The following is a 23751-nucleotide window of genomic DNA, read 5'->3' on the forward strand; positions in this document are numbered from 1 at the left end:
CCCCGCGCCGGGCGGGCCCGCCCCGTCCCCCTCGCATCGCGCAACCTCCGCGATCGGCGCGACCTCAGCGGCATCCCCCTCGGATCGGACGGAGGTTGCGCAGATCACTGACCCTGCGCCGCGCCCGGCTCGCGCCGCACGCGCGCAGGGCGCCGCGCGCCGAGCGACGTCGGAGGCCCGGCCTAGGCTCGGACCGTGACGACACCGCCGCCCGCGACGCTGAACCGCTCGATCCTGCGGCTCGCGGTGCCCGCGCTCGGCGCGTTGATCGCCGAGCCGCTCTTCTTGATCGTGGATGCCGCGATGGTGGGGCACCTCGGTGTCGCTCCCCTGGCGGGTCTCGGCATCGCGAGCGCCGTGCTGCAGACGATCGTCGGGCTCATGGTGTTCCTCGCCTATTCGACGACGCCCGCGGTCGCGCGGCGGTTCGGGGCGGGCGAGACGGGACGCGCGGTGTCCGTGGGCATCGACGGGATGTGGCTGGCTCTCGCGCTGGGCGGGGTGCTCGCCGCAGTCGGGTCGATCGTCACCCCGTCGGTCGTCGACCTCTTCGGCGCCGCCCCCGACGTGGCCGAGAACGCCCGCGTCTACCTCTCGATCTCGATGTGGGGCCTTCCGGCCATGCTGGTGGTGTTCGCGGCCACCGGGCTGCTGCGCGGGCTGCAAAACACGGTCACCCCGCTCTGGATCGCCGGGGTCGGCTTCGGGGCGAACGCCGCCCTCAACGCGGTGTTCATCTACGGCTTCGGATGGGGCATCGCGGGGTCAGCGATCGGCACGGTCGCCGCGCAGTGGGGCATGGTGGGCGCGTACGTCCTCGTCGTGCGCGCGCTCGCGCGTCGGCACGACGCCTCCGTCCGGCCGCAGCGCGAGGGATGGGGCGGGACCGCGCGATCCGGGGGGTGGCTGTTCCTGCGGACCCTCAGCCTGCGGGTGGCCTTCCTCGCCACCGTCGCGGTCGCCACCGGACTGGGGTCCGACGAACTGGCCGGGTGGCAGATCGCCTTCACCATCTTCTCGACGGCCGCCTTCGCCCTCGACGCGCTCGCGATCGCCGCGCAGGCCCTCATCGGCCACGCGCTGGGCGCCGACGAGACCGAGACGGTGCAGAGGGTCCTTCGACGCACGAGCGCCTGGGGCATCTGGTTCGGCGTCGGCGTGGGCGCCGTGCTCGCCGCGGCCTCGGGCGTGATCGGGCTCCTCTTCACCGGCGACGCCGAGATCGCCGCCCTCGTCCAACCCGCTCTGATCGTGCTGGCCGTGGCGCAGCCGCTCGCCGGCTTCGTCTTCGTGCTCGACGGCGTGCTGATCGGCGCGGGAGACGCCCGGTATCTGGCGCTCGCGGGCCTGCTCAACCTCGTCCCCTACGCGCCGGCTCTCGTCCTCGTCGCCCTGTTCGCCGGCGGGGGCCCCGCGGGACTCGCGTGGCTCGCCGCCGCGTTCTTCGGCGTCTACATGATCGCTCGCGCGCTCACCCTCGGCCTCCGCGTGCGCGGTCGGGCGTGGATGACCGCGGGCGGCTGACCCGCCACCGCGGGCGCCCCTTCCGAGCCGGGTGCCACCGGCCACGACGATGCGCCCTCCGCGGGCGTCACTCGTCGACGATCGCGGCGACCGCCTCGAGCTCGACGAGCTGATCGTCGTAGCCCAGCACGGTGACCCCCATCAGCGTGCTCGGCACATCGTGCGACCCGAACGCGTCGCGCACGACCTCCCACGCCGCCACGAGATCGTCCTGCCGAGCGGATGCCACGAGTACACGCGTGCTGATCACGTCGGTGAGCTGCGCCCCGGCGTCGGCGAGCGCGGTCTCGAGGTTCTCGACGCACCGGGCCGCCTGCGCGCGGACGTCGCCGACCCCGACCGTCGCGCCATCCGCGGCCAGGGGGCAGGAGCCGGCCAGGAAGATGAGACGAGCCTCGGCGGGAGCGGTCGCCGCGTAGGCGTATTCGGCGACGCCCGACAGCGACGCCGAACGGATGAGGGTGACGGCCTTCGGCATCCCCCCACCCTCGCACGCCCCTAGGCCCAGCGGCGGCACCACTCGTACATGATGACCGCGGCGGCGGAGGCCGCGTTGATCGACCGGGTCGAGCCGTACTGCGTGATCTCGACGACACCCGTCGCCGCTTCGATCGCCTCGGCCGAGAGCCCCGGCCCCTCCTGGCCGAACAGCAGCACGCACGCCTCCGGCAGGTCGGACCGATCGATCGGGACCGAACCGTCGACGTTGTCGACCGCGATCACCGGCAGGCCCGCCTCGCGCGCCCACGTGACGAACGCCGCGACGTCCTCGTGATGGCGCACGTGCTGGTACCGGTCGGTCACCATGGCGCCGCGGCGGTTCCATCGGCGCCTGCCGATGATGTGCACCTCGGCCGCGAGGAACGCGTTGGCGCTGCGCACGATGGTGCCGATGTTGAGGTCGTGCTGCCAGTTCTCGATCGCGACGTGGAAGGGATGCCGTTTGGCGTCCAGGTCCGCGACGATCGCGTCCATGCTCCAGTAGCGGTAGCCGTCGACGACGTTGCGGCGATCGCCGTCGGCGAGCAGCTCGGGGTCGTAGCGCGGATCGTCGGGCCACTCGTCGGGGCCGCCGGGCCACGGCCCGACCCCGTGCGTCGGAGTCTGTTCGCCCGGGGCGGGCGCCTCCGGGTCGTGCGTCGAGGTCGGCGCGTCCCGGGTCGGGACCCGCGGGTCGCGCGCCGGAGACGGCGCGTCCCCCTCCGGAAACCGGGGGTCGAGCGCCGGCGTCGGGTCGTCGGCATCCGTCACCGATCCAGGCTATCCGCGGTCGACGCCCCGCACGATTCGGCGGCCGAGAGCACACGAACGGTACGAGAGCACGCGCCGGCGCTGACGGTCGAACCGGTGATCCCGCGCCGGTCGCGTGCTCCGGGGACGCGTCGAGGAGTTTTCGGGTGCCCGAAAAATCAGTAAGGTTTCGGCATGCCGAAAACAGAGGATGCCGTGGTCCGCCGCCACGCTCCGGGGCGCGCCCTCTGGCTGCTCGGCCCGGCGATGGTCGCGGGAGTGGCGTACCTCGACCCCGGCAACGTCGCCAGCAACATGACCGCGGGCGCCGCCTTCGGCTACCTGCTCGTGTGGGTGGTGGTGCTCGGAAACGTCATGGCGTGGCTTATCCAGTACCTCTCCGCCAAGCTCGGCATCGTCACCGGCGAGAGCCTCCCGCAGATCCTCGGCCGCCGGATGCACCGCCCCTGGGGGCGGCGGCTGTACTGGCTGCAGGCCGAGGCGGTGGCGATGGCCACCGACGTCGCCGAGGTCATCGGCGGGGCCGTGGCGCTGCACCTGCTGTTCGACATCCCCCTGGTGTGGGGAGGAGCGATCACCGGCGTGGTGTCGATGGGTCTGCTGCTCGTCCAGACGCGCCGCGGGGCGCGCGCCTTCGAGACCGTGCTCATCGGGATGCTCGTCATCATCGCCGTCGGCTTCTCGTTCGGCCTGCTGATCGCGCCTCCCGATGCGGCGGGGGTCGCCGCCGGTCTCGTGCCGCGCTTCGAGGGCACGAACTCGGTACTGCTGGCCGCCTCCATCCTCGGCGCCACGATCATGCCGCACGCCATCTACGCGCACTCGGCACTCGCCCGCGACCGCTTCGCCCCGGATGCCGCGACCTTCGCGCAGGTCGGGCACACGGCATCCGCGCTCTCGGCGGGAGCCGGCGCCGACGGCCCCCCGGCGACGGGGACGTCGGCCTCGCGCGCGGCGCTGGAGCACGCACGCGGCATCTCGACCCCGAGGCTGCTCCGGGCCACCCGGTGGGACGTCACGATCGCCCTCGCCGTCGCCGGCACGGTCAACCTCGCCATCCTGCTCCTGGCCGCCGCCAACCTGGCGGGCGTCGACGGCACCGACAGCCTCGAGGGCGCCTACGCGGCGCTCCGCGACGGGCTCGGCCCCCTGGTCGCGACGCTGTTCGCCGTCGGGCTGCTCGCGAGCGGCCTCGCCTCGACCTCGGTCGGCGCCTACGCCGGCGCCGAGATCATGCACGGACTGCTGCGGGCGCGCATCCCACTCGTCGTCCGGCGTCTCGTCACCCTCGTCCCCGCGCTGGCGATCCTCGCACTCGGCGTCGATCCCACCCTCGCCCTCGTGCTCAGCCAGGTGGTGCTGTCGTTCGGCATCCCGTTCGCCCTGGTGCCGCTGGTCGCCCTGACCGCGCGCTCCGACGTCCTGGGCCGGTACCGCAATCGCCGCGCGACCACGGTCGCCGGGGTGCTGGCATCCGGGTTCCTCATCACGCTCAACGTCGTCCTCCTGTGGCTCGTCTTCACCGGCGGATAGGCTGACGGCGTGGAATCGCCCGTGGCAGACGACTATCTCAAGGCGATCTACCACCACACCGAGTGGCAGGACTCCCCGATCACGCCCTCGCAGCTCGCCGGTGTGCTGAGCCTCGCCCCCTCGAGCGTCACCGAGATGGTGAAGAAGCTCGCCGCCCAGGGACTGGTCACCCACCGCCCGTACGGACCCGTGTCGCTCACCGCGGCCGGGCAGCGCCGCGCCGCCGGCGTGATCCGCCGCCACCGCCTCATCGAGACGTGGCTCGTGCGCGAGTTCGCCTACGCGTGGGATGAGGTGCACGACGAGGCCGAGGTGCTCGAGCACGCTCTCAGCGACCGGCTGCTCGAGGGCATCGACGAGCGCCTGGGGCGCCCCCGCTTCGACCCGCACGGAGACGCGATCCCGGATGCCGAGGGCGCGGTGCACCGCGAGCCCTTCATCCTGCTGGCGGAGGCGCCGGTGGGCCACGCGGGCCGGGTGCTGAGGGTGAGCGACCGGGATCCCGAGTTGCTGCGTGCGCTCGTCGATCGCGGGATCGACGTCGGTCACGAGCTCGAGGTCGTGTCCGAGGGCGTGGTGCGCGCGGACGGCGTGGAGATGTCGCTGCCGGCCGGAGCCGACGGGTCGGTCTGGCTCACTCGCTGACACCGCCGGTGGGGGAAGGCGCGGCCGCCGTCGGGGTGGCCCGGCTCACCTGCTGACGCGACCTGCCGCGGGCACTGACGCCGCGTCACCGCGGAACCATCGCCGGGCCCGCGCGGGCACCCACATACTGGCGATGACGGCCAGCGCGGCGACGAGGGCGACGACGAGGATCGGGTCGAGTTCGGTCAACGCCATCGCCGTCGCCTGCAGAGCGACCAGGACGCCGAGGTAGACCGTCAGCAGCGTGCGAGCAAGGGAACTGCCCCGCGAAAGCGCCGACCCACCGGCGATCGTGAGCAGTCCGAGCAGCACGGTCGCCGCGCCCACGAGCGAGACCGGCAGCACGAGATCGGGCGTCACGGCGTAGCGCGCCAACAGGACGACGATGCCCAGAGCGGTGTTGAGCAGTCCGCCGACGTAGACGAGCACGATGGCCGCCGTGACCACAGCGGGTCGGCGGCGCACCTCGTCGGCGACCCCGCCCGCACCAGCGGACACGTCGGCCAGGGAGCGTCGCACGAACCGTCGGTGCGCGAACCGCACCGCTTCGATCGCTCCGAGCGCGAGCACGACCATGAGTGTCACCAGGGTCGCACCGTCGTCGCCCGGATCCTGCAGTTGGAAGAACTCCCCCAACGGCGGCACGGTGAAGATCGCGGTGAGCGCGATGAACATCGCGCCGATCACCACCACCTTCACGCGCGTGACCGGACGCGACAGCACCGTGAGCACCCAGATCGCGACGATCGCGAGGATGATCGTCGCGCCCGTGCGCAACGGCGCCGTCCCCAGACCGATCTGCATCGCCACGCGCGTGTAGACGGTGAGGGAGACGGCGATGACGAGACCCGCGGGGATCGCGAAGCTGAGCGAGCGGCGGAGGAACCCCGGCACGTACCGCTGCGCGTTCGGCAGCAGCGCCAGGAAGAACGCCGGGATGCCGATGGTCAGACCATCGGTTATCGACAACTGCCGCGGCAGGAACGGGAACTCCATCACGAGGACGCCGAACAGCACCGCGAGCCCCGTCGCGTAGACGGTCTTGGTCAGGAACAGCATCGAGACGCGCTCGATGTTGGCGATCACCTGGCGCCCCTCCGCGACCACCGACGGCAGGTGCGAGAAGCGCCCGTCGAGGAGCACGAGGCGCGCCACGGCCTTCGTCGCCGCCGCACCGGAGTTCATCGCGATACCGATGTCGGCCGTCTTGATGGCGAGGGCGTCGTTGACGCCGTCGCCGGTCATGGCCACGACGTGCCCGCGCGCCTGCAGCGCGGTGACCATGCGCTTCTTCTGGTCGGGCGTGACACGGCCGAAGACGGTGTGCTGCTCGAGCACGGCGCCCAGCTCGTCGTCGTCGGCGGGCAACCGACGTGCGTCGTACCCCTCATCGACGTCGAGGCCGACCTCTCGTGCGATGGCCGCCACCGTGCGGGGGTTGTCGCCCGAGATGACGCGCACGCCGACGCCCTGATCGCGGAAGTACGCCAGAGCCTCGGCGGCATCCGGACGCACCGCCTCGACGAAGGTCAGCACCGCGACGGCCGCGACACCCGCCGGCAACCGCTCCGCGTCGACGTCGGCGTCGGTGAGCGGCGTGCCCGCATGCCCCAGCACGAGGGTGCGTCGACCCGACGAAGCCAGCCGCGTGACCGCGGCGCCCAGTTCGCCGCTCGCATCGGTCGCGGCATCGCCGAACACCATCTCGGGCGCGCCGAGCACCCAGGTGCCGTCGGCGCCGCCGTCGAACGACACCGCACTCCACTTTCGCGCCGATGAGAACGGGATCCGCCGGGCCGCCGTGAGCACCGCACCCACGGGGAACGGCTCGCGCAGGCACGTCGCCGTCGCGTTCGCGTCGGGGGCGGCCCCGTACCAGGCCAGCACGTCGGTCCAGCCGGTCGCCTCCGACAGGGCGACCGCGTCGTCGAAGCGGATCTCGCCCGCGGTGAGAGTGCCGGTCTTGTCGAGGCAGATCACGTCGACCCGGGCGAGCCCCTCGACCGCGGGCAGTTCGTTGACGAGCACCTTCTGCCCGGCGAGCCGCGCCGCACCGACCGCGAAGGCGATCGAGGTCATGAGCACGAGCCCGAGCGGGATCATGGCGGTGAGGGCGGCGATGGTGTTCACGACCGCCTGCGACCACGTGCCCTGCTGCCAGGCCTGCACCCAGCCGCCGGCCACCATCATCTGCGCGTTCAGGACCAGCAGTCCGATCGGCCCGATCCCCCAACCGACCCATCGCAGGACGCGGTCGATCGAGGTGCGCAGCTCGCTCGAGACGAGCTGGAAGCGCTTCGCCTCCGCGGCGAAGGTGTTCGCATACGACTCGGCGCCCACGCGGGCGACGCGTGCCGCACCTTCGCCGGCCACCACGATCGACCCCGACAGCACCTCGTCGTCGACGCGTTTGTCGACGGCATCCGACTCGCCGGTGAGCATCGACTCGTCGATCTGAAGGCCGCGGGACGCCACCACCACCGCGTCGGCGGCGATCTGATCGCCCGCGCGCAGCACGAGGACGTCGCCGCGCACCACCTCCGGCGGCGCGATCTCGGCCTCCGCGCCGTCGCGCCGGACCCGGGCGCGGGGCGCGTTCAGCAGGGCGAGGCGGTCGAGCGCGGCCTTGGCGCGGAACTCCTGCACGCATCCGATCACGGCGTTCGAGAGCGCAGCGACCCCGAACAGCGCGTCCTGCCAGCGGCCCAACAGCAGCAGCACGACGAAGCACGCCCCGACGATCCCGTTGAAGAGCGTGAAGACGTTGGCGCGCACGATGTTCCACGCGCTCCGGCTGGTGTCGGCCGTGAAGGCGTTGGTCTGCCCCGACGCCACCCGTTCGGCGACGTCGGCCGCGCTCAGTCCGGCGACGCCGAGGTCTGCGCGGTCGTCGCTCGTCGCCTGCTCCATGCGCTCACTGTAGAGCCCCCCCGCCGACACCGCGGGGGCCGGTTCAGGATGCCGCTCGCCGAGCCCTCTCGAACGGCCATCTCACGTGCGTGGCGGTCTCGCAGGCGCGCCACAGCTCGGTGCCCAGGTCTCCTCGCCGCGTGCCCCGGGCGGGAGTCGCCCGCCGCGGCGCGCCGCGCGCGATGAGCGCCGGGCCGTACATCGAGCCGCCCTCGGCGTGGGGATCGACGAGAGCACGCACGAGCGCCCACGCGCCCTGCTCCTTGGACTGGGTGATGGGCGCCTGCAGGTTGTCGACGAATCGCGTGAGACGGCTCGGCTCGTTCACGCCCCGCACCCCGCGCGTACGACCGCTCGTGGAGTAGCCCGGGTGCGCGACGAGGCTCTCCACCGGCACGCCGTGGGCCCGCAGCATCTTGTCGGCCTCGAGGGCGAGGGCGGTCGTCGCGGCCTTCGACTGCACGTAGGCCTTCCAGGGCGTGTAGCCCTCGCGCAGCTCGGGGTCGGTGGGCAGGTGCCGCCAGAGGGAGGTCGACAGGCTCCCCACCCAGACCATCCGCCCGCGGGCGGTCGCGAGCGGTTTGAGGAGCTCGCCGGCCAGGGCAAAGTGGCCGAGCACGTTGGTCGCGAACACGAGTTCGTGTCCACCGACGGTCTCGCGCTGCTTCGGCGGATGGACCACGCCGGCGTTCAGCAGCAGCCCGTCGAGGCGCCCGCGCGCCCGCGCCGTCGCCGCGGCGGCACGCACCGACCCCATGTTGCTGGTGTCGAGCAGGAGCGTCTCGATCGCGGCATCCGGGGTCGAACGCTTCACCGCCGCCTTGGCGGCGGAGAGGCTGTGGGGGTTGCGCCCGGTCAGCAGCACGTGGGCACCCGCCGCGGCGAGCTGCTCGCACGCGAAGAACCCGAGACCGCGGGTCGCGCCGGTGACGAGATAGGAGCGTCCAGAGAGATCGGGAAGGTTCTCGGGGTCCCAGTCACGACGCGTCACCCTTCGACCCTAACGAGATCGGGCGCCCACGTCACGGGTCCATTCCGTTCGGGGAATATCGGCATCCCGGAACTTTTTTCAGAATCGACGTGACGAATCGTCCGCGGGCACCGTCTCCCTCGTGAGCACCCCGCTCCGTCGCGACGAACACCCCGCCGCCGACGCCGTCACATCGAGAAGGAGTCAGATCATGGGTCTGGACGACAAGATCAAGAACGCCGCTCAGGACATCGTGGGCAAGGCGAAGGAAGCCATCGGCAACGCGACCGACAACGACAAGCTCGCCGCCGAGGGCAAGGCCGACCAGGTCAAGGCGGATGCCAAGAAGGCCGGCGAGAACGTGAAGGACACCTTCAAGTAAATCGCCGCCACCGCGGGCGGGTCGCGATCCTCATGATCGCGCCCGCCCTCGTGCGTTCTGGAGGGCGCGTACGGGGCCGGGTCTAGGCTGGGCCGCATGCGGACCCGTGGCGACATCGAGTGCTGGCTCACCGACATGGACGGCGTGCTCGTCCATGAGAACACCCCCATCGCGGGCGCCTCGGAACTGCTCGCCCAGTGGCGGTCCGAGGGCACACCGTTCCTCGTGCTCACGAACAATTCCATCTTCACGCCGCGCGATCTGAGTGCCCGGCTGCGCGCATCCGGCCTTGAGGTGCCGGAATCGTCGATCTGGACCTCGGCCCTGGCCACCGCCGACTTCCTCCGGTCGCAGATGCCGGGCGGCTCCGCCTTCGTCATCGGCGAAGCGGGCCTCACCACCGCGCTCCACGAGGCGGGGTTCATCATGACCGAGACGACCCCCGACTACGTCGTGGTCGGGGAGACCCGCAACTACTCCTTCGAGGCCATCACCAAGGCCATCCGCTTCATCCGCGGCGGTGCGCGCTTCATCGCGACCAACCCGGATGCCACCGGCCCCTCGACCGAGGGCGTGCTCCCGGCGACCGGAGCGATCGCGGCGCTCATCACCAAGGCCACCGGCAAGGAGCCCTACATCGTGGGCAAACCGAACCCGATGATGTTCCGCTCGGCGCTCAACCGCATCGGCGCCCACAGCGAGAACACGGGCATGATCGGCGACCGCATGGACACCGACATCGTCGCCGGCATCGAGGCCGGGCTGCACACGGTGCTCGTGATGACCGGCATCAGCGACCAGCGCGAGATCGAGCGCTATCCCTTCCGTCCCGACGAGATCCTCGGCTCGGTGGCAGAGCTCGTGCGCGACGAGCCCCTCGAGACCGAACTGGCCGACGGGGAAGACGGGCTCGAAGCCGGGCTCTGACCCCGCCACCGAGAGGACGACGCATGGACGATCGCACGCTGTGGTTGATCACGGCCTTCTTCATCACCGCCGGCACGCTCGTGGCGTTCATCGTGCAGTGGCGGCGGTCACGGCGCGGGGGCGGACGCCGCGATCCGTTCGACGGGCCGGGAGACGGCGCACCCTGAGCACGGCTGTCGCACCGTTCGACGTGGCGAGGCGAGGGGCGGCATCCACCCCCCGGCCGTCACGACAACAGGGCACGTCACCGCGACAGGACGATTCGCGCGGAATCGGCCTGTTCTCGCCGCACCCGCCTGTTCTGGTGACGCGTCGCGCTTACTGCGGCGCCAGCCCCAGGTCGTCGAGATCGATGGATGCCAGCCACTGCAGGCCCTCCGCCTCGATCGCGGCCTGCGCGCCGGTCTTGCGGTCGACGATCACGGCGACGGCGACGACGTCGGCGCCCTCGCGGCGCAGCGCCTCGACGGCCTTGAGCGCCGACTGACCGGTCGTCGAGGTGTCTTCGACCACGACGACGCGCTTACCCTTCACGTCGGCGCCTTCGATCTGACGACCCCGGCCGTGGTCCTTCGGCTCCTTGCGCACGACGAACGCGTCGAGCGGAGTACCGGCGTGCACGGACTCGTGCATGACGGCGTTGGCGATCGGGTCGGCGCCCAGCGTCAGACCGCCCACGGCGACGACGCCGTCGAGGTCCTTCACGAGGTCGAGCACGAGGCGCCCGATCGCGGGAGCCGCGCGGTGGTCGAGCGTGAGCTTGCGCATGTCGACGTAGTACGTCGCCTTCTTGCCGCTCGAGAGGGTGAAGTCGCCGTGGAACACCGCCTCGGCGTTGATGAGGCCGATGAGGGCCTGGCGGTCGGCTTCGAGCTCGGGCGTAGAGGCGGCGGTCACGGCGTCGAGTCTATTGCTCCGGCCCGCCCGGGCCCGCTCGAGCCCGCCTGAGCACAACGGCGGGCCGGCGGCGGAACACGCCGCGGAACCCGCGCCCCGGCCGCCTTGTCGCACCTCCCTCCCGCCGTCGTGCACACCGACGGGCGGCGCCGGGCGCCGCGGAACGCCCAGGGGCGCCGCCGCGGACGGCGATGTCCGCGCCCGAAAGTAGGCTGGATGCCATGCGCCTGGCCACCTGGAACGTCAACTCCATCCGCGCTCGTGTGACCCGCACCGTCGAGTTCTGCGTGCGCGAGCACATCGACGTGCTGGCGATGCAGGAGATCAAGTGCAAGACGGAGCAGTTCCCGTATGCGGCCTTCGAAGAGGCCGGGTACCACGTCGCCGCTCACGGCCTGAACCAGTGGAACGGCGTCGCGATCGCGAGCCGCGACCCGCTCGACGACGTCGAGATCGGCTTCCCCGGCATGCCCGGATTCGAGAAGGGCAAAGAGGGGCCCGACCTGCCCCAGGAGGCCCGCGCGATCGGGGCGACCGTGAACGGCGTGCGCGTGTGGAGTCTGTACGTGCCCAACGGGCGCGGGCTCGACGACCCCCATTACGTCTACAAGCTCGACTGGCTCGACAAGCTGCGCCAGTACACGGCCGACACTCTCGAGAAGAGCCCCGACCTGCCGCTCGCCCTGACCGGCGACTTCAACATCGCCCCCACCGATGACGACAACGGCGACCCCACCGTCGTGGAGGGCGCGACCACCCACGTGTCCCCTCCCGAGCGCGCCGCCTTCGCCGCCTTCGAGACCGCGGGGCTGACCGACGTCGTGCGCCCGCTCATCCCCACCGGCTACACCTACTGGGACTACAAGCAGTTGCGTTTCCCCCGCAACGAGGGTCTGCGCATCGACTTCATCCTCGGCTCGCAGGCGTTCGCCGATGCCGTCCACGGCGCCGAGATCCACCGTGACGAACGCAAGGGCGAAGTACCCAGCGACCACGTCCCCGTCGTCGCCGACCTCGACCTGTCGGATGCCGACGACGACGACGATCTGCCGATGATCTTCGGCTGATCGCCGGCGCCGTCCGCGCGCTTCCCCGCGGTTCGGCGCGCCCCGCCGGAATCCGTGGTCTTCTCGTCCGCATCGGGCGGTGCGCCGGGTCGCCGGCGGATCCTCGTCGACGCGCACGTTCCTCGCCGCCTCCTCGACGGAGACTCCCGAGAAGAACGCGATCCTGCGAGCACGCGCACCGACCGCCGCCGCACGATCGCGGCATCCGGAAGATTTTTCCCTCACCCTGTCGATTCCGCTCGGTGCCCTTCGACGCGATAGTAGGGGCAGGCATTCGCTCCCCTCAGATCGCTCGAGAGAGCACCGACGAGAAGAGTCCACGATGAAGTACATGCTGATCATGCGCGGCACCGACGAGGCGTACGCGGCGTACAAGCGGATCCCGTTCGAGCAGGTCATCAACGACATGGGCGCCTACAACGAGGCGATGATGACCGCCGGCGTGCTGGTCGCCGGAGACGGTCTGGCCGAGGACATGAGTCAGAACTTCACCGTGGCCTTCGGCGGCGAGGAGCCCGTCGTCACCGACGGCCCCTACGGCGAGACGCACGAGCTGTTCAACGGCTTCTGGATCATCGAGGTGTCGTCGAAGGACGAGGCCGTCGAGTGGGCGCGGCGAGCGCCGCTCATCGCGGGCAACACGCTCGAGGTGCGTCGCGTGACCGACGAGACGGACTTCGCCGCGTTCGCCGACAACGCCTACATCCAGAAGGAGGAGGGCTGGCGCGAGGAGCAGTCCTCCCGGTGAGCCCCGACCCCGTCGCCGACGTCGCGCGGCGCGTCGCGGCGATCTGGCGCATCGAAGGCGCCCGCATCGTCGCGACGCTCGCGCGCGTGGTGGGAGACCTCCCGACCGCGGAGGATCTGGCTCAGGATGCCGTCGCCGAGGCGCTCGCGCGCTGGCCTCGCGACGGCGTTCCGGCCAACCCCGGCGCCTGGCTGACCGCGGTCGCGAAGCGACGGGCGATCGACGACTGGCGGCGGGCGCGGAACCTCAGCGAGAAGTACCGGCTGATCGGCGCGGAGACGGACGAGATGACGGATGCCGAATGGCATCCGATCGACGACGATGTGCTGCGTCTGGTGTTCGCGGCGTGTCATCCCGTGCTCGCTCCGGAGGCGCAGGTGGCGTTGACGTTGAAGGTCGTCGGCGGCCTCGGCTCAGAAGCGATCGCCCGGCTGTTCCTCGTTCCGATACCGACGATGCAGCAGCGGATCGTCCGCGCGAAGAAGACGCTCAGCGCCGCGCGAGTGCCGTTCGAGGTGCCGGATCCGGCGGAGTGGCCGACCAGGCTCCGCGCCGTCCTGAGCGTGATCTACCTCGTCTTCACCGAGGGCTACGCCGCCACCTCCGGCGACGCGGTCCTGCGGACAGAGCTCGCGCACGAGGCGATCCGTCTCGGGCGCGTCCTGGCGCGGCTGCTCCCCCACGAGCCCGAGGTGCTGGGGCTCGGCGCCCTCATGGAGCTGCAGGCGTCGCGCTTCGCGGCCCGCGTGGATGCGAACGGGGATGCCGTGCTCCTCGCCGATCAGGACCGGCGGCGCTGGGATCGCTCGGCGATCGCCCGCGGGTCGGCGCTGCTGGCCCGCGCCGATGCGATCGGGCGCGGGCGCGGGCCGTACCAGCTGCAGGCCGCGATCGCGCTCTGTCACGCGGAGGCGGCGAGCGTCGACGCGACGGAGTGGGATCGCATCGCCCTGCTGTACGAGGTGCTCGGCCGGGTGGCCCCGAGTCCCGTCGTCGAACTCAATCGCGCCGTGGCGGTGTCGATGGCATCCGGGCCTCTCGAAGGACTCGCGATCGCCGACGGTCTCGCCGCCGCCGGCGCGCTGAAGGGGTCGCACTTGATCCCGTCGGTGCGCGGCGAGCTGTTGGCACGGCTGGGACGCACGCGCGAAGCGCACGACGAGCTCCTGAACGCGGCGGACCTCGCCCGCAACGAGCGCGAGGCAGCGCTGCTCCGGCGGAAGGCCGAAGCGCTGGCGCCCTGACTCGTGGCCTGCCGCTCCCGGTCCCTTCGACAGGCTCAGGGACCTCGACGACCACACAGGTGGCTGAGCCTGTCGAAGCCACCGAGACGTGCGGCGGGGCCGGGGGAAACCCGACCCCGCCGTCACTGCGCGTCAGGCCGCGGGGACCTCGGCGGGCGCCGTGCGCGAGATGAGCGTCACGAGCGCCTCGATGATGGAGCGCAGGAACTCCGCCGTGCCCTCGTTCGTGACGGTGCCGTCCTCCTCGAACAGGCCGGGGGTCGACTGGATGTAGCCCTCGGGCTGGCCCAGGACGAGAGCGTTGTAGTGCAGGAGCACCGAGCGCAGGTGCTGCTGGCCGGCCGCGGTGGCGATGCCGCTCTGCGACGTGCCGATGACGGCGGTGGGCTTGTCGTTGAACGACGCCTCGCCGTAGGGGCGGGCGGACCAGTCCAGGGCGTTCTTGAGAACGCCGGGGATGGAGCGGCTGTACTCGGGGGTCACGATGAAGACGCCGTCGGCATCCTGGATCGCGTTCTTGAAGTCCGTCGCGACCTCGGGGAAGTTCCCGTCGTAGTCGGGAGAGTAGAACGGGAGGTCCTTGATCGGGATCTCTTTCAGCGTCACGCCCTCGGGCGCCACCTTCTCGAGCGCCTTGGCCAGGCGGCGGTTGATGGAGGTGCTGGAGATGCTGCCGACGATGTAGCCGATCGTGTAGTCGGTCACGATGATCCTCTCTGTGCTGACGGGGGCGCAGTGACTGTGCCCAGGTGCATTCACGTGCAAGCGTCACCCGCCAACCTGTATTCCGCCCCCGCTTGACTCCGCCCTGCGGGGGATGCAGGTGTGGGGGGTCCCCCTTAGCGTGGAGGGATGGCACGACTCACCCGTTCCCAGCGGCGCAACGATCTCGTGCTCGCGGCGGCCCTCCTGCTGGGCGGCCTCATGAGCGCCGTGCTGTCGTCGATCTCCGGCCTGTACGGCGACAAGCAGGGCTCACTCGCCATAGCCCTCGGTTACGTCGCCTTCCTCGCTGTGCCGATCGCGTTTCGTCGACGCTGGCCGTCGGTCGCGGCGGTGCTGGTGTCGCTCGCGTACTTCATGGCCGTGACGTTCCGCATCCCCGAGGTGTACGCGGGGAACATCGCGATGTTCATCGCGCTTTACACGGTCGGCGCGTGGGAGACGAACCGACGCCGAGCCACGATCGTGCGCGTCGCGATCGTCATCGGCATGTTCGCCTGGCTCTTCATCGTGATGTTCCAGGAGGCCACGCAGCCGATCGATCCGAGCGTCGAGGGGCCCTTCTCGCGCGCCGGCGCGTTCTCGCCGTTCGTGGCCTATCAGCTGCTGAGCCTCGCGCTGAACGCGCTGTATTTCGGCGGCGCCTACTACTTCGGCAACCGCTCGTATCAGCAGATGCGCGAGCGCGCCGAACTCGAACAGCGAACCGCCGAGCTGGAATCGGAGCGCGAGGTGACCGCGGCCCAAGCGGTGGCACTCGACCGCGTGCGCATCGCCCGCGAGCTGCACGACGTCGTCGCCCACCACGTGTCGCTCATGGGTGTGCAGGCCGGAGTCGCCCGCGCCGTTCTGGCGAAGGACTCCGAGAAGGCGCGCGAGGTGCTCGCGGGCATCGAGGACTCGGCCCGGACGTCGCTCCACGAGCTGCGCCAGCTGCTCGAGACCCTGCGGGCGCCCGGGAACGACGGCGATCCCGACACCGCTCCGACCACGCACGGCTTGACCTCGATCGCCGCTCTCGTCGACGAGGCTTCCGCCGCGGGACTCCCCGCCACCTTCACCGTCATCGGGGAACCGATGCAGGACCCGCCTCCTCTCGTGCAGGTGAACCTGTACCGCATCGCCCAGGAGGCGCTCACGAACGCGCGTCGCCACGCCGGCCCCCACGCCACCGCCGATGTGCGCCTCCGGTTCGACCCGGATGCCATCGAACTCGAGGTCGCGAACACCGGACGCTCCGGCTCCACGACACCGGGGCTCGGACAACTCGGCATGCGGGAGCGCGCGGCGGTGTCGGGCGGCACCATCGAGATCGGCCCACGCTCGCGAGGCGGGTACCTCGTGCGCGTCCGCGTGCCCGCGGCCGAGAGCGAGGTCGCCCATGTCTGAGGTGCGGGTGCTGCTGGTCGACGATCACGCGATGATGCGTGCGGGGTTCCGCACGATCCTCTCGCTCGAAGACGACCTCCGCGTCGTCGGCGAGGCCGCCACGGGGCGCGAGGCGATCGCCGCCGCGGCGGAGCTCCGCCCCGACGTGATCTGCATGGACGTGCAGATGCCCGACATGGACGGCCTGGAAGCGACGCGACTGCTGACGGCGGACCCCGACTCGGATGCCGCGATCCTCATCGTCACGACCTTCGACCGCGACGACTACCTGTTCGCCGCCCTGTCCGCCGGGGCGAGCGGGTTCCTGCTGAAGAACGCGGGGCCGGAGGAGCTCGTCTCCGCGGTGCGCATCGTCGGAGCCGGAGACGCCCTGCTCGCGCCGGAGGTCACCCGCCGGGTGATCGCGCGGTTCGCCCCGGGAGGGTCGCCGGAGCCCGCGGCATCCGTTCCTCCCCCGCTCGCTCTCGTGGAGCCGCTCACCGAGCGGGAGGCGGAGGTGTTGACGCTCGTCGCCGAGGCCCTGAGCAACGCCGAGATCGCCGCGCGGCTGTTCATCGGCGAGGCGACGGTGAAGACGCACGTGTCGAACGTGCTGCAGAAGCTCGGCGCGCGCGACCGCGTGCAGGCCGTGGTGCTCGCGCACCGGCACGGGTTGGCCTGAGGGCGCGGCGAGTTCCGCGGGAGCACGCGAGGACGCACTCGTTCTCGGATGACGCACGCCTTCGCCGCGAAACGGGTGCGGTCTCGACACACGCGTACGCCCTCGCCGGTCCACCCCGCCCTGTGCGACCTCGCACCCCGCCCGAGACGACCCGCCCCCTCGCACGCCCGCCCCTCCCCCGTGGGGCGGAGGCGATGACCCCACCCGCGGCGGAGGCGCCACGGCACCCGCCTCCCTAGCGTGGAAGACAACGAGAAGAAGGGATGCACCGTGCTCGAACTGGACGGCATCACCAAGAGCTACGGCGGTCGCCGCGTGCTCGACGACGTGGGCTTCACCGTGGCCGCGGGGCGGCTGACGGGCTTCGTCGGCGGCAACGGCGCCGGCAAGACCACCACCATGCGCATCGCCCTCGGCGTGCTCGGCAAAGACGCCGGTTCGGTGACCCTCACGGGCTCGCCGGTCACCGCCGCCGACCGTCGTCGCTTCGGCTACATGCCGGAGGAGCGCGGGCTCTACCCCAAGATGAAGGTCGCCGAGCAGATCGCCTACCTCGCCCGCCTGCACGGCTTCTCGAAGGCGGACGCCACGAAGAAGGCGACCGTGCTGCTCGAGCGCCTCGGACTCGGCGAGCGCCTCGGCGACCTCGTCGAGACCCTCTCCCTGGGCAATCAGCAGCGCGCGCAGATCGCGGCATCCCTCGTGCACGAGCCCGAGGTGCTCATCCTCGACGAACCGTTCTCGGGCCTCGACCCCCTCGCGGTCGACGTGGTGGCGGGCGTCCTGCAGGAGAAGGCCGCGGCCGGTGCCGCCGTGCTGTTCTCCTCCCATCAGCTCGACGTCGTCGAGCGCCTGTGCGACGACCTCGTCATCATCGCCGGCGGCACGATCCGCGCCGCCGGGACCCGCGACGAACTGCGCGCGCAGCACGCCACGCATCGCTACGAACTGGTGTCGCGCAGCGACGCCGGGTGGCTGCGCGACGAGCCCGGAGTGACGGTGATCGACTTCGACGGCGGCTACGCCCTCTTCGACACCGCCGACGACACCACCGCGCAGCGCGTGCTCCACGGTGCCGTCTCGCGCGGCGACGTCGCCAGCTTCGCCCCCCAGCGGCCGACCCTGGCCGAGATCTTCAAGGAGGTCATCCAGTGAGCACCACGACCCCCACCCGCCGCGCCCCCGGTGAGGCGCTGAGCATCTGGCTCGTCGCCGAGCGCGAGATCGGCTCCAAGCTGCGGAGCAAGCCCTTCGTCATCTCGACCGCGGTGCTCGTCCTCGCCGCCCTCGCCTCCGTGCTGTGGGGCGGGTTCACGGCCGGCAACGCCGCGTCCAGCGGCATCCCGGTCGCCGTCACGTCGCAGACGCAGAGCGCCGTCTCGGACCTCGACGGCCTGGAGGTGACGGTCGCCGACAGCGATGACGCCGCTCGCGCGCTCGTCGCCGACGGCACGGTGGATGCCGCCCTGGTCTCGGGATCGTCGGAGGCGTCGTTCGACTTCACCGTCGTGGTCAAGGACAGCGTGCCCTCGACGCTGCTGCAGATGCTGAGCGAGACCCCGCCTGTCGACCGCATCGAGCCCGGGTCGAACGCGGCCGACATCCTGCGGTACTTCATCGCGCTCGCCTTCGGCATCGTGTTCCTCATCGCCGCGACGACCTTCGGCGGCACGATCGCGCAGAGCGTCGTCGAGGAGAAGCAGACGCGCGTCGTCGAGATCCTGATCTCGGCCATCCCCGTGCGGGCCCTGCTGGCGGGCAAGGTGCTGGGCAACACGATCCTCGCGATGGCGCAGATCGTGCTGCTCGCAGCGGTCGCGGTCATCGGGCTCGCGGTGACCGATCAGGCGGGGGTGCTCGACGCCCTCGGCGCGCCCATCGCGTGGTTCGCGATCTTCTTCCTCTTCGGCTTCGTGCTGCTGGCGGCGCTGTTCGCCGCGGCCGCGGCGATGGTGTCGCGGCAGGAGGACATCGGGGCCACCACGACGCCGATCACGATGCTGATCATGGCGCCGTACTTCCTGGTGATCTTCTTCAACGACAACCCCGTCGTGCTCACCGTGATGTCGTACGTGCCGTTCTCCGCCCCCGTGGGCATGCCGCTGCGCATGTACCTCGGCGACGCCCAGTGGTGGGAGCCCGTGCTGTCGCTGCTGATCCTCCTCGCCTCGTGCGTCGCGGCCATCGGACTCGCGTCCCGCATCTACCGAAACTCCCTTCTGCGCATGGGGGGCCGCGTCAAGCTCGCGGAGGCGCTGAAGGGCTGACCGGTTCGGGTCCGGTCACGCCGGCGGGATGGATGCCGAGGGCTTCGGCATCCATCCCGCCCGTCGTCATTCCTCGAGGACGGCGAGGACGTTGCCCGCCGGGTCGCGGAACCACGCGATGAGCGGACCGCCCTCGTGCATGATCCCGCGCGAGTCGGTGGGGATGTCGGCGTCGTCGTAGATCTTGGTCTCGACGCCCCGGGCCCGAAGGTCGTCGACGGCCGCCTCGACGTCGGCTACGGGGAAGTTCAACACGGTGAACGACGCCGGCTCGTGGTGGGGCTTGCCGTAGACGAGGATGCTGCCCCCGGATGCCAGGTGCAGGCGCAGGAAGCCCGATCCCTCGAGCACCTCCACCCGCAGGCCGAGGGTGTCGGCGTAGAAGCGATGAGCGGCGTCGAGGTCATCGACCGCGAAACCGGAGAAGGCGCCATCGGGGCGGAACATGTGGGTTCTCCTTGCATCAGCGCGCCACGTACGCCGTGACGCTGTCGGACAGACGGATGGGGATGCCCTCGACGGCCGACGGGTCGGTGTCGCCGACCGCGACGGTCAGGGCGGTGTCGATTCCGAACGCGGCCGACGGACCGGCGCTTCCGGAGGCGCAGCCCACCGACCACGGGCGATTGTCGGATGACGTGAACGTCGCGATGCACACGCCGTCGCCGTCGTCGGGCTGGGCGAGGTAGACACGGAAGTCGCTGACCGTCGCGATGTAGCGGGTGCTGGAGGGATCGATCCCGCTGTCGCGCAGGATGTCGGCGGAGATCACATCTTCCACCGTCTGCGGGAACGTCAGCTCCGGGTAGGTCGCCGCCGCGGGATCGGCCGAGGCGGCGGGCGGGGCGAGATTCGCGCCGATCGCGATGCCGAGCCCGACGAGCGCCACCGCACCGGCCGCGGCGACGGCCCATCGCAGCGCCCGACGAGCACGTCCGGCCGCGGGGCCGGCCTCCGTGTACGCCGGCTCCGGACCGACGGCGTCGGGCGCCGCGGCATCCGCGGCTCGGGGATGCCCGACGTCGGAGACGGAGAGCAGGGGTTCGGCGCGGCGCCGTTCTTCGAGCTCCGCGAGCCGGGCGATCATCTCGGGCGTCGCGCTCGCGCCGTCGACGCCGTAGACCCGCTCGCGCAGCCCCTCCAGCTCGACGTCCTCGTCCATGCGACGACTCTACGACCGCGCGGCGGGGCCGGGGCGGGCTCGCCGCGCGGCGACAGGCGGCGCGAGGCCCCGGCGGTCGCCGAGGGGACCGGAGGCCTCGACGGGCTCAGCCACCTCCCCGCCGGCCCGGGCGGCTCAGCGTTCGGCCGTGGCCTCCAGCGCGTCGGCGGCGAGGACCAGGGCGAGGTGCGACAACGCCTGCGGGGTGTTGCCCGCCTGCCGGCGATCGCGGGGGTCGTACTCCTCCGACAGCAGGCCGATGTCGTTCGCGACGGCCGTGAGGCGGCGCATGAGGGCGACGGCGTCGTCGCGGCGACCGCTGTGGGCGTACTGCCCGACGAGCCAGAACGAGCACGCCAGGAACGGATGCTCGTCGCCCGCGAGACCGTCGACGCCGGTCGTGCGGTAGCGCAGCAGCCAACCGTCGGGCATGAGCGTTTGCTCCATCCGCGCGACGGTGGCGAGCATGCGGGGATCGTCGTAGGCGCAGAACCCCACCTGCGGCAGGATCAGCAGCGACGCGTCGACCTCGTCGGTGTCGTAGTGCTGCGTGAACCACCCGCCCGCGTGCACGCCGTGCGCGTCGATGTCGGAACGGACCCGGTCGCGCAGCGTGCGCCACGTCTCGACGTCGCCGTCGAGACCGTTCTCTTCGACGGCCCGGATGCCGCGGTCGAACGCCGCCCACACCATCGCGCGCGAGTGGGTGAAGAAGTGCGGGTCGCCGCGCATCTCCCAGATCCCGTTGTCGGCACGATCGAACCACTGCACCGACTGCGTGAGGAGGGCGCGCTGAAGGCCCCACGAGAACGACGTCTCGGTGACGCCCGCGCGGCGCGCGGCGTCGAGCGCCACCATCACCTCGCCGATCACGTCGGCCTGGTACTGGTCGACCGCGCCGTTGCCGATGCGCACGGGGCTCGCGCCGTCGTAGCCGGGCAGGCTCGTCAGCTCGCGCTCGGGCAGATCGCGTTCGCCGGCGATGCCGTACATGATCTGCACGTCGGCGGGATCCCCGGCGATCGCGCGCAGCAGCCAGGTGCGCCACCGGTGCGCGGCCTCGAGGAAGCCGTGCTCGATGTACGCGGTGAGCGTGAGGGCGGCGTCGCGCAGCCAGACGTACCGGTAGTCCCAGTTGCGTCCCCCGCCGAAGGCCTCGGGCAGCGACGTCGTCGCGGCCGCCACGATGCCGCCGGTCTCGGCGTGGGTCAGCGCCCGCAGCACGAGCAGCGACCGGGTGACGAGCTCGGCGTGCTCCCCGGATGCCGCGACGCGCGCCGCCCACGCCGTCCACCACTCGCTCGTGCGCTTGAGGGTGGCATCGACGTCGATGGGCGCGGGGGGCTCCTGCCACGACGGCCCCCACGACAGCACCGAGTCCACGTTCTCTCCGGCGACGGTGGTCCACAGCGCCCGGTGGGCGGTGTCGACGGCGATCAGGCGCGGACCGCGCAGGACGACGGCATCCGGCCCCGCCACCGCCAGGACCGCGTGCTCGCCTCCGGCGCCGATCTGCCGGACCCACGGCACGGCGCGCGCGTAGTCGAAGCGCAGGCGCACCTCGCTGACGAAGTCGACCTCGCCCGAGATCCCCACCACGCGCCGCACGAGCGCCTCGACGCCCTCGTCGACGGGCATGGCGTCGTGCACCTCGGCGACGCCGGTCGGCGTCTCCCACCGCGTCACCAGCACGAACGTGTCGCCGTCGTAGTGGCGCGTCGCGGTGGCATCCGGATCGCTCGGGCGCAGCGACCAGGCCCCGTGCGACTCGTCGCCCAGCAGGGCGCCGAACATCGACCCGCTGTCGTACCGGGGCAGGCAGAGCCAGTCGACGCTCCCCCCGCGGGACACCAGGGCGGCGGAGCGGCAGTTGCTGAGGACGGCGTAATCCTCGATCGGAGTCGTCACCCTCGTGATCATGTCAGGTGGCACCGGCACCGCGGCAGAGCATCTCGATAGTGGCATCCCTGTGCCGGCTGCAAGCACCCTGTCGGCGTCGGTGCGGGGCGCTACGGTGGCCGCATGGCGGCGGACACCACCCTGATCATCCTGGGCGCTTCGGGCGACCTCACCTCTCGACTGCTCCTGCCGGCCCTCGGCCAGCTGCTCACGCGCGAACCGGACCGCTCGGTCCGGCTGCACGGCGCCGGCATGGACGACTGGACCGACGACCACTGGCGCGACACCGTGCGGGCCTCGTTCGCGACGATGGGCGGCGAGGGGGCCTTCGAGAAGGTGGCCGAGACGACCTACAGCCAGGTGGACATCACCCGAGCCGCGGACCTCCAGAAGCTCCTGGATGCCGCGGAGGGCCGACCCGCGCTGTACTTCGCCGTCCCCCCGGCGGTCGCCGAGAAGGCGTGCGTCGCCCTCGCCGACGTGACGATCCCCGAGGGGACCGTCCTGGCCCTCGAGAAGCCGTTCGGCACCGACGAGGCGAGTGCCCACGCGCTCAACCAGCAGGTCGCGAAGCTCGTTCCGGAGGACCAGGTCTTCCGCATCGACCACTTCCTGGGGCGGTCGACGGTGCTGAACCTGCTCGGCGTCCGCTTCGCCAACCGCCTCATCGAGAGCGTGTGGTCGGCCGACGACATCGCATCCGTCACGGTCGACTTCCCCGAGAAGCTCGGACTCGAGGGGCGCGCCGGCTACTACGACCGCGCGGGCGCGCTGGTCGACATGATTCAGAGCCACCTGCTGCAGGTGATGGCGTTCGTCACGATGGAACCGCCGTCCTCGCTCGACCAGCTCGACCTGCGGGATGCCACCTCGGCGGTGCTGCGCGCGACCCACGTGTGGGGCGACGACCCGGTGAAGAGTTCCCGCCGCGCCCGCTACACCGAGGGGACGATCGGCGACCGGCACTTCACCTCCTACGCCGACGAGCCCGGCGTCGACGCGTCCCGGCAGACCGAGACCCTCGCCGAGATGACCGTCGAGGTCCGCACGGCCCGCTGGGAGGGCGTCCCGATCGTGCTGCGCTCGGGCAAGGCCCTCGGACCGGATGCCGGCGACCCGGCCGTGACCGTCACGTTCAAGCCCGTGCGCCACCTCCCGCACGGCTTCATCGGCGAGAGCGAGCCGACGGTGATGACGTTCTCGCTCGGCCCCGACACCATGAGCCTCGGGCTGAACGTCAACGGCGCCGACGACCCGCTCGAGCTCGAGCGCGTGACCCTGGGAGCCGACCTCGGCGAGGGCGGCCTGAAGGCCTACGGCGAGGTGCTCTCCGGCATCCTGGACGGTGACGCGATGCTCGCCGTCCGCGGCGACGCCGCCGAGCAGTGCTGGCGCATCGTGCAGCCGGTCATCGACGCGTGGCGCGCGGACGAGGTGCCGCTCGACGAGTACCCGGCGGGCACCGCGGGTCCGGCCTCCTGGGGGCTGTGACTTTCTCCGTCACACGGGAACATCGGGGGGCTCGACGGCGTTCGATGGACTGGGTCAACGG

At 71.5% G+C, this 23751-nt stretch carries 23 protein-coding genes; 14 read left to right on the plus strand and 9 right to left on the minus strand.

Annotated features, from left to right (window positions below; translation table 11 throughout):
* Positions 1–195 precede the first annotated feature (195 nt).
* The gene (locus tag AB0N80_RS01420; RefSeq protein WP_315994293.1) at positions 196–1524 is read left to right on the plus strand and encodes an MATE family efflux transporter; all 1329 of its coding nucleotides are present in this window, start codon (positions 196–198) and stop codon (positions 1522–1524) included.
* 67 nt (positions 1525–1591) lie between these two features.
* Here the strand turns inward: AB0N80_RS01420 and AB0N80_RS01425 are convergent, their stop codons facing one another.
* Together AB0N80_RS01425 and AB0N80_RS01430 are read right to left on the minus strand one after the other, a co-directional pair.
* Positions 1592–2002, minus strand: coding sequence for a Rid family hydrolase (locus AB0N80_RS01425; RefSeq protein ID WP_315994292.1), 411 nt, complete (start codon positions 2000–2002; stop codon positions 1592–1594).
* Between the two features lie 20 nt (positions 2003–2022).
* Entirely contained in the window at positions 2023–2775 is a 753-nt protein-coding gene (locus AB0N80_RS01430) for a TrmH family RNA methyltransferase (protein WP_363577119.1), read from the minus strand.
* A 174-nt stretch (positions 2776–2949) separates the two neighbouring features.
* On the opposite strand from AB0N80_RS01430, the gene AB0N80_RS01435 reads away from it, so the two are divergent.
* Both AB0N80_RS01435 and AB0N80_RS01440 read left to right on the plus strand, forming a co-directional pair.
* Complete coding sequence (locus tag AB0N80_RS01435) at positions 2950–4308, plus strand: Nramp family divalent metal transporter (RefSeq protein ID WP_315994290.1); 1359 nt, start codon at positions 2950–2952, stop codon at positions 4306–4308.
* Between the two features lie 9 nt (positions 4309–4317).
* The gene (locus AB0N80_RS01440; protein ID WP_315994289.1) at positions 4318–4953 is read left to right on the plus strand and encodes a metal-dependent transcriptional regulator; all 636 of its coding nucleotides are present in this window, start codon (positions 4318–4320) and stop codon (positions 4951–4953) included.
* Between the two features lie 45 nt (positions 4954–4998).
* Here the strand turns inward: AB0N80_RS01440 and AB0N80_RS01445 are convergent, their stop codons facing one another.
* Together AB0N80_RS01445 and AB0N80_RS01450 are read right to left on the minus strand one after the other, a co-directional pair.
* Entirely contained in the window at positions 4999–7863 is a 2865-nt protein-coding gene (locus AB0N80_RS01445) for an HAD-IC family P-type ATPase (protein ID WP_363577121.1), read from the minus strand.
* Positions 7864–7906: 43 nt separating this feature from the next.
* Entirely contained in the window at positions 7907–8854 is a 948-nt protein-coding gene (locus AB0N80_RS01450) for an SDR family NAD(P)-dependent oxidoreductase (RefSeq protein ID WP_363577123.1), read from the minus strand.
* A 190-nt stretch (positions 8855–9044) separates the two neighbouring features.
* Between AB0N80_RS01450 and AB0N80_RS01455 the strand changes: the two genes are divergently transcribed.
* From AB0N80_RS01455 to AB0N80_RS01465, 3 genes are all read left to right on the plus strand, one after another.
* A complete protein-coding gene (locus AB0N80_RS01455) occupies positions 9045–9215 on the plus strand; it encodes a CsbD family protein (protein ID WP_055832729.1) in 171 nt (56 codons plus the stop codon).
* Positions 9216–9311: 96 nt separating this feature from the next.
* On the plus strand, positions 9312–10142 hold the full coding sequence (locus AB0N80_RS01460) for an HAD-IIA family hydrolase (RefSeq protein ID WP_315994286.1): 831 nt from the start codon (positions 9312–9314) through the stop codon (positions 10140–10142).
* 23 nt (positions 10143–10165) lie between these two features.
* Positions 10166–10309: a hypothetical protein gene (locus AB0N80_RS01465; protein ID WP_315994285.1), complete on the plus strand. Its 144-nt coding sequence runs from the start codon at positions 10166–10168 to the stop codon at positions 10307–10309.
* A 151-nt stretch (positions 10310–10460) separates the two neighbouring features.
* Here the strand turns inward: AB0N80_RS01465 and pyrE are convergent, their stop codons facing one another.
* Positions 10461–11039, minus strand: coding sequence for an orotate phosphoribosyltransferase (gene pyrE / locus AB0N80_RS01470; protein WP_315994284.1), 579 nt, complete (start codon positions 11037–11039; stop codon positions 10461–10463).
* Positions 11040–11260: 221 nt separating this feature from the next.
* Between pyrE and AB0N80_RS01475 the strand changes: the two genes are divergently transcribed.
* The 3 genes from AB0N80_RS01475 to AB0N80_RS01485 all read left to right on the plus strand — a co-directional run bounded on the left by AB0N80_RS01475 (position 11261) and on the right by AB0N80_RS01485 (position 14098).
* Positions 11261–12106: an exodeoxyribonuclease III gene (locus AB0N80_RS01475; protein WP_363577125.1), complete on the plus strand. Its 846-nt coding sequence runs from the start codon at positions 11261–11263 to the stop codon at positions 12104–12106.
* Positions 12107–12428: 322 nt separating this feature from the next.
* The gene (locus tag AB0N80_RS01480) at positions 12429–12854 is read left to right on the plus strand and encodes a YciI family protein (protein WP_315994282.1); all 426 of its coding nucleotides are present in this window, start codon (positions 12429–12431) and stop codon (positions 12852–12854) included.
* The gene (locus AB0N80_RS01485) at positions 12851–14098 is read left to right on the plus strand and encodes an RNA polymerase sigma factor (protein WP_363577127.1); all 1248 of its coding nucleotides are present in this window, start codon (positions 12851–12853) and stop codon (positions 14096–14098) included. Before AB0N80_RS01480 ends, AB0N80_RS01485 begins: the two co-directional genes overlap by 4 nt.
* Before the next feature lie 132 nt (positions 14099–14230).
* Here the strand turns inward: AB0N80_RS01485 and AB0N80_RS01490 are convergent, their stop codons facing one another.
* The gene (locus AB0N80_RS01490) at positions 14231–14803 is read right to left on the minus strand and encodes an NADPH-dependent FMN reductase (protein ID WP_315994280.1); all 573 of its coding nucleotides are present in this window, start codon (positions 14801–14803) and stop codon (positions 14231–14233) included.
* Between the two features lie 147 nt (positions 14804–14950).
* Here AB0N80_RS01490 and AB0N80_RS01495 point away from each other — a divergent pair, with 147 nt between their 5' ends.
* The 4 genes from AB0N80_RS01495 to AB0N80_RS01510 all read left to right on the plus strand — a co-directional run bounded on the left by AB0N80_RS01495 (position 14951) and on the right by AB0N80_RS01510 (position 19138).
* On the plus strand, positions 14951–16210 hold the full coding sequence (locus tag AB0N80_RS01495) for a sensor histidine kinase (protein ID WP_363577129.1): 1260 nt from the start codon (positions 14951–14953) through the stop codon (positions 16208–16210).
* The gene (locus AB0N80_RS01500) at positions 16203–16871 is read left to right on the plus strand and encodes a response regulator transcription factor (protein ID WP_315994278.1); all 669 of its coding nucleotides are present in this window, start codon (positions 16203–16205) and stop codon (positions 16869–16871) included. The genes AB0N80_RS01495 and AB0N80_RS01500 overlap by 8 nt, the downstream gene beginning before the upstream one ends.
* Before the next feature lie 270 nt (positions 16872–17141).
* The gene (locus AB0N80_RS01505; protein WP_315994277.1) at positions 17142–18026 is read left to right on the plus strand and encodes an ATP-binding cassette domain-containing protein; all 885 of its coding nucleotides are present in this window, start codon (positions 17142–17144) and stop codon (positions 18024–18026) included.
* Positions 18023–19138 carry an ABC transporter permease gene (locus AB0N80_RS01510; RefSeq protein ID WP_363388742.1) on the plus strand — a complete coding sequence of 372 codons (1116 nt, stop codon included), beginning with the start codon at positions 18023–18025 and terminating at the stop codon, positions 19136–19138. The genes AB0N80_RS01505 and AB0N80_RS01510 overlap by 4 nt, the downstream gene beginning before the upstream one ends.
* 66 nt (positions 19139–19204) lie before the next feature.
* On the opposite strand, the gene AB0N80_RS01515 is transcribed toward AB0N80_RS01510, so the two are convergent.
* The 3 genes from AB0N80_RS01515 to AB0N80_RS01525 all read right to left on the minus strand — a co-directional run bounded on the left by AB0N80_RS01515 (position 19205) and on the right by AB0N80_RS01525 (position 22208).
* Positions 19205–19585: a VOC family protein gene (locus AB0N80_RS01515; RefSeq protein ID WP_315994275.1), complete on the minus strand. Its 381-nt coding sequence runs from the start codon at positions 19583–19585 to the stop codon at positions 19205–19207.
* A gap of 16 nt (positions 19586–19601) precedes the next feature.
* The gene (locus AB0N80_RS01520) at positions 19602–20300 is read right to left on the minus strand and encodes a hypothetical protein (RefSeq protein ID WP_363577131.1); all 699 of its coding nucleotides are present in this window, start codon (positions 20298–20300) and stop codon (positions 19602–19604) included.
* Between the two features lie 135 nt (positions 20301–20435).
* Positions 20436–22208 carry a glycoside hydrolase family 15 protein gene (locus AB0N80_RS01525; RefSeq protein WP_363577133.1) on the minus strand — a complete coding sequence of 591 codons (1773 nt, stop codon included), beginning with the start codon at positions 22206–22208 and terminating at the stop codon, positions 20436–20438.
* Between the two features lie 114 nt (positions 22209–22322).
* Here AB0N80_RS01525 and AB0N80_RS01530 point away from each other — a divergent pair, with 114 nt between their 5' ends.
* A complete protein-coding gene (locus tag AB0N80_RS01530) occupies positions 22323–23690 on the plus strand; it encodes a glucose-6-phosphate dehydrogenase (protein WP_363577135.1) in 1368 nt (455 codons plus the stop codon).
* The last annotated feature ends 61 nt before the right edge of the window (positions 23691–23751 follow it).

This window comes from Microbacterium sp. NPDC089188 (genome assembly GCF_040685155.1).
In the GTDB taxonomy this organism is placed as follows: domain Bacteria; phylum Actinomycetota; class Actinomycetes; order Actinomycetales; family Microbacteriaceae; genus Microbacterium; species Microbacterium galbum.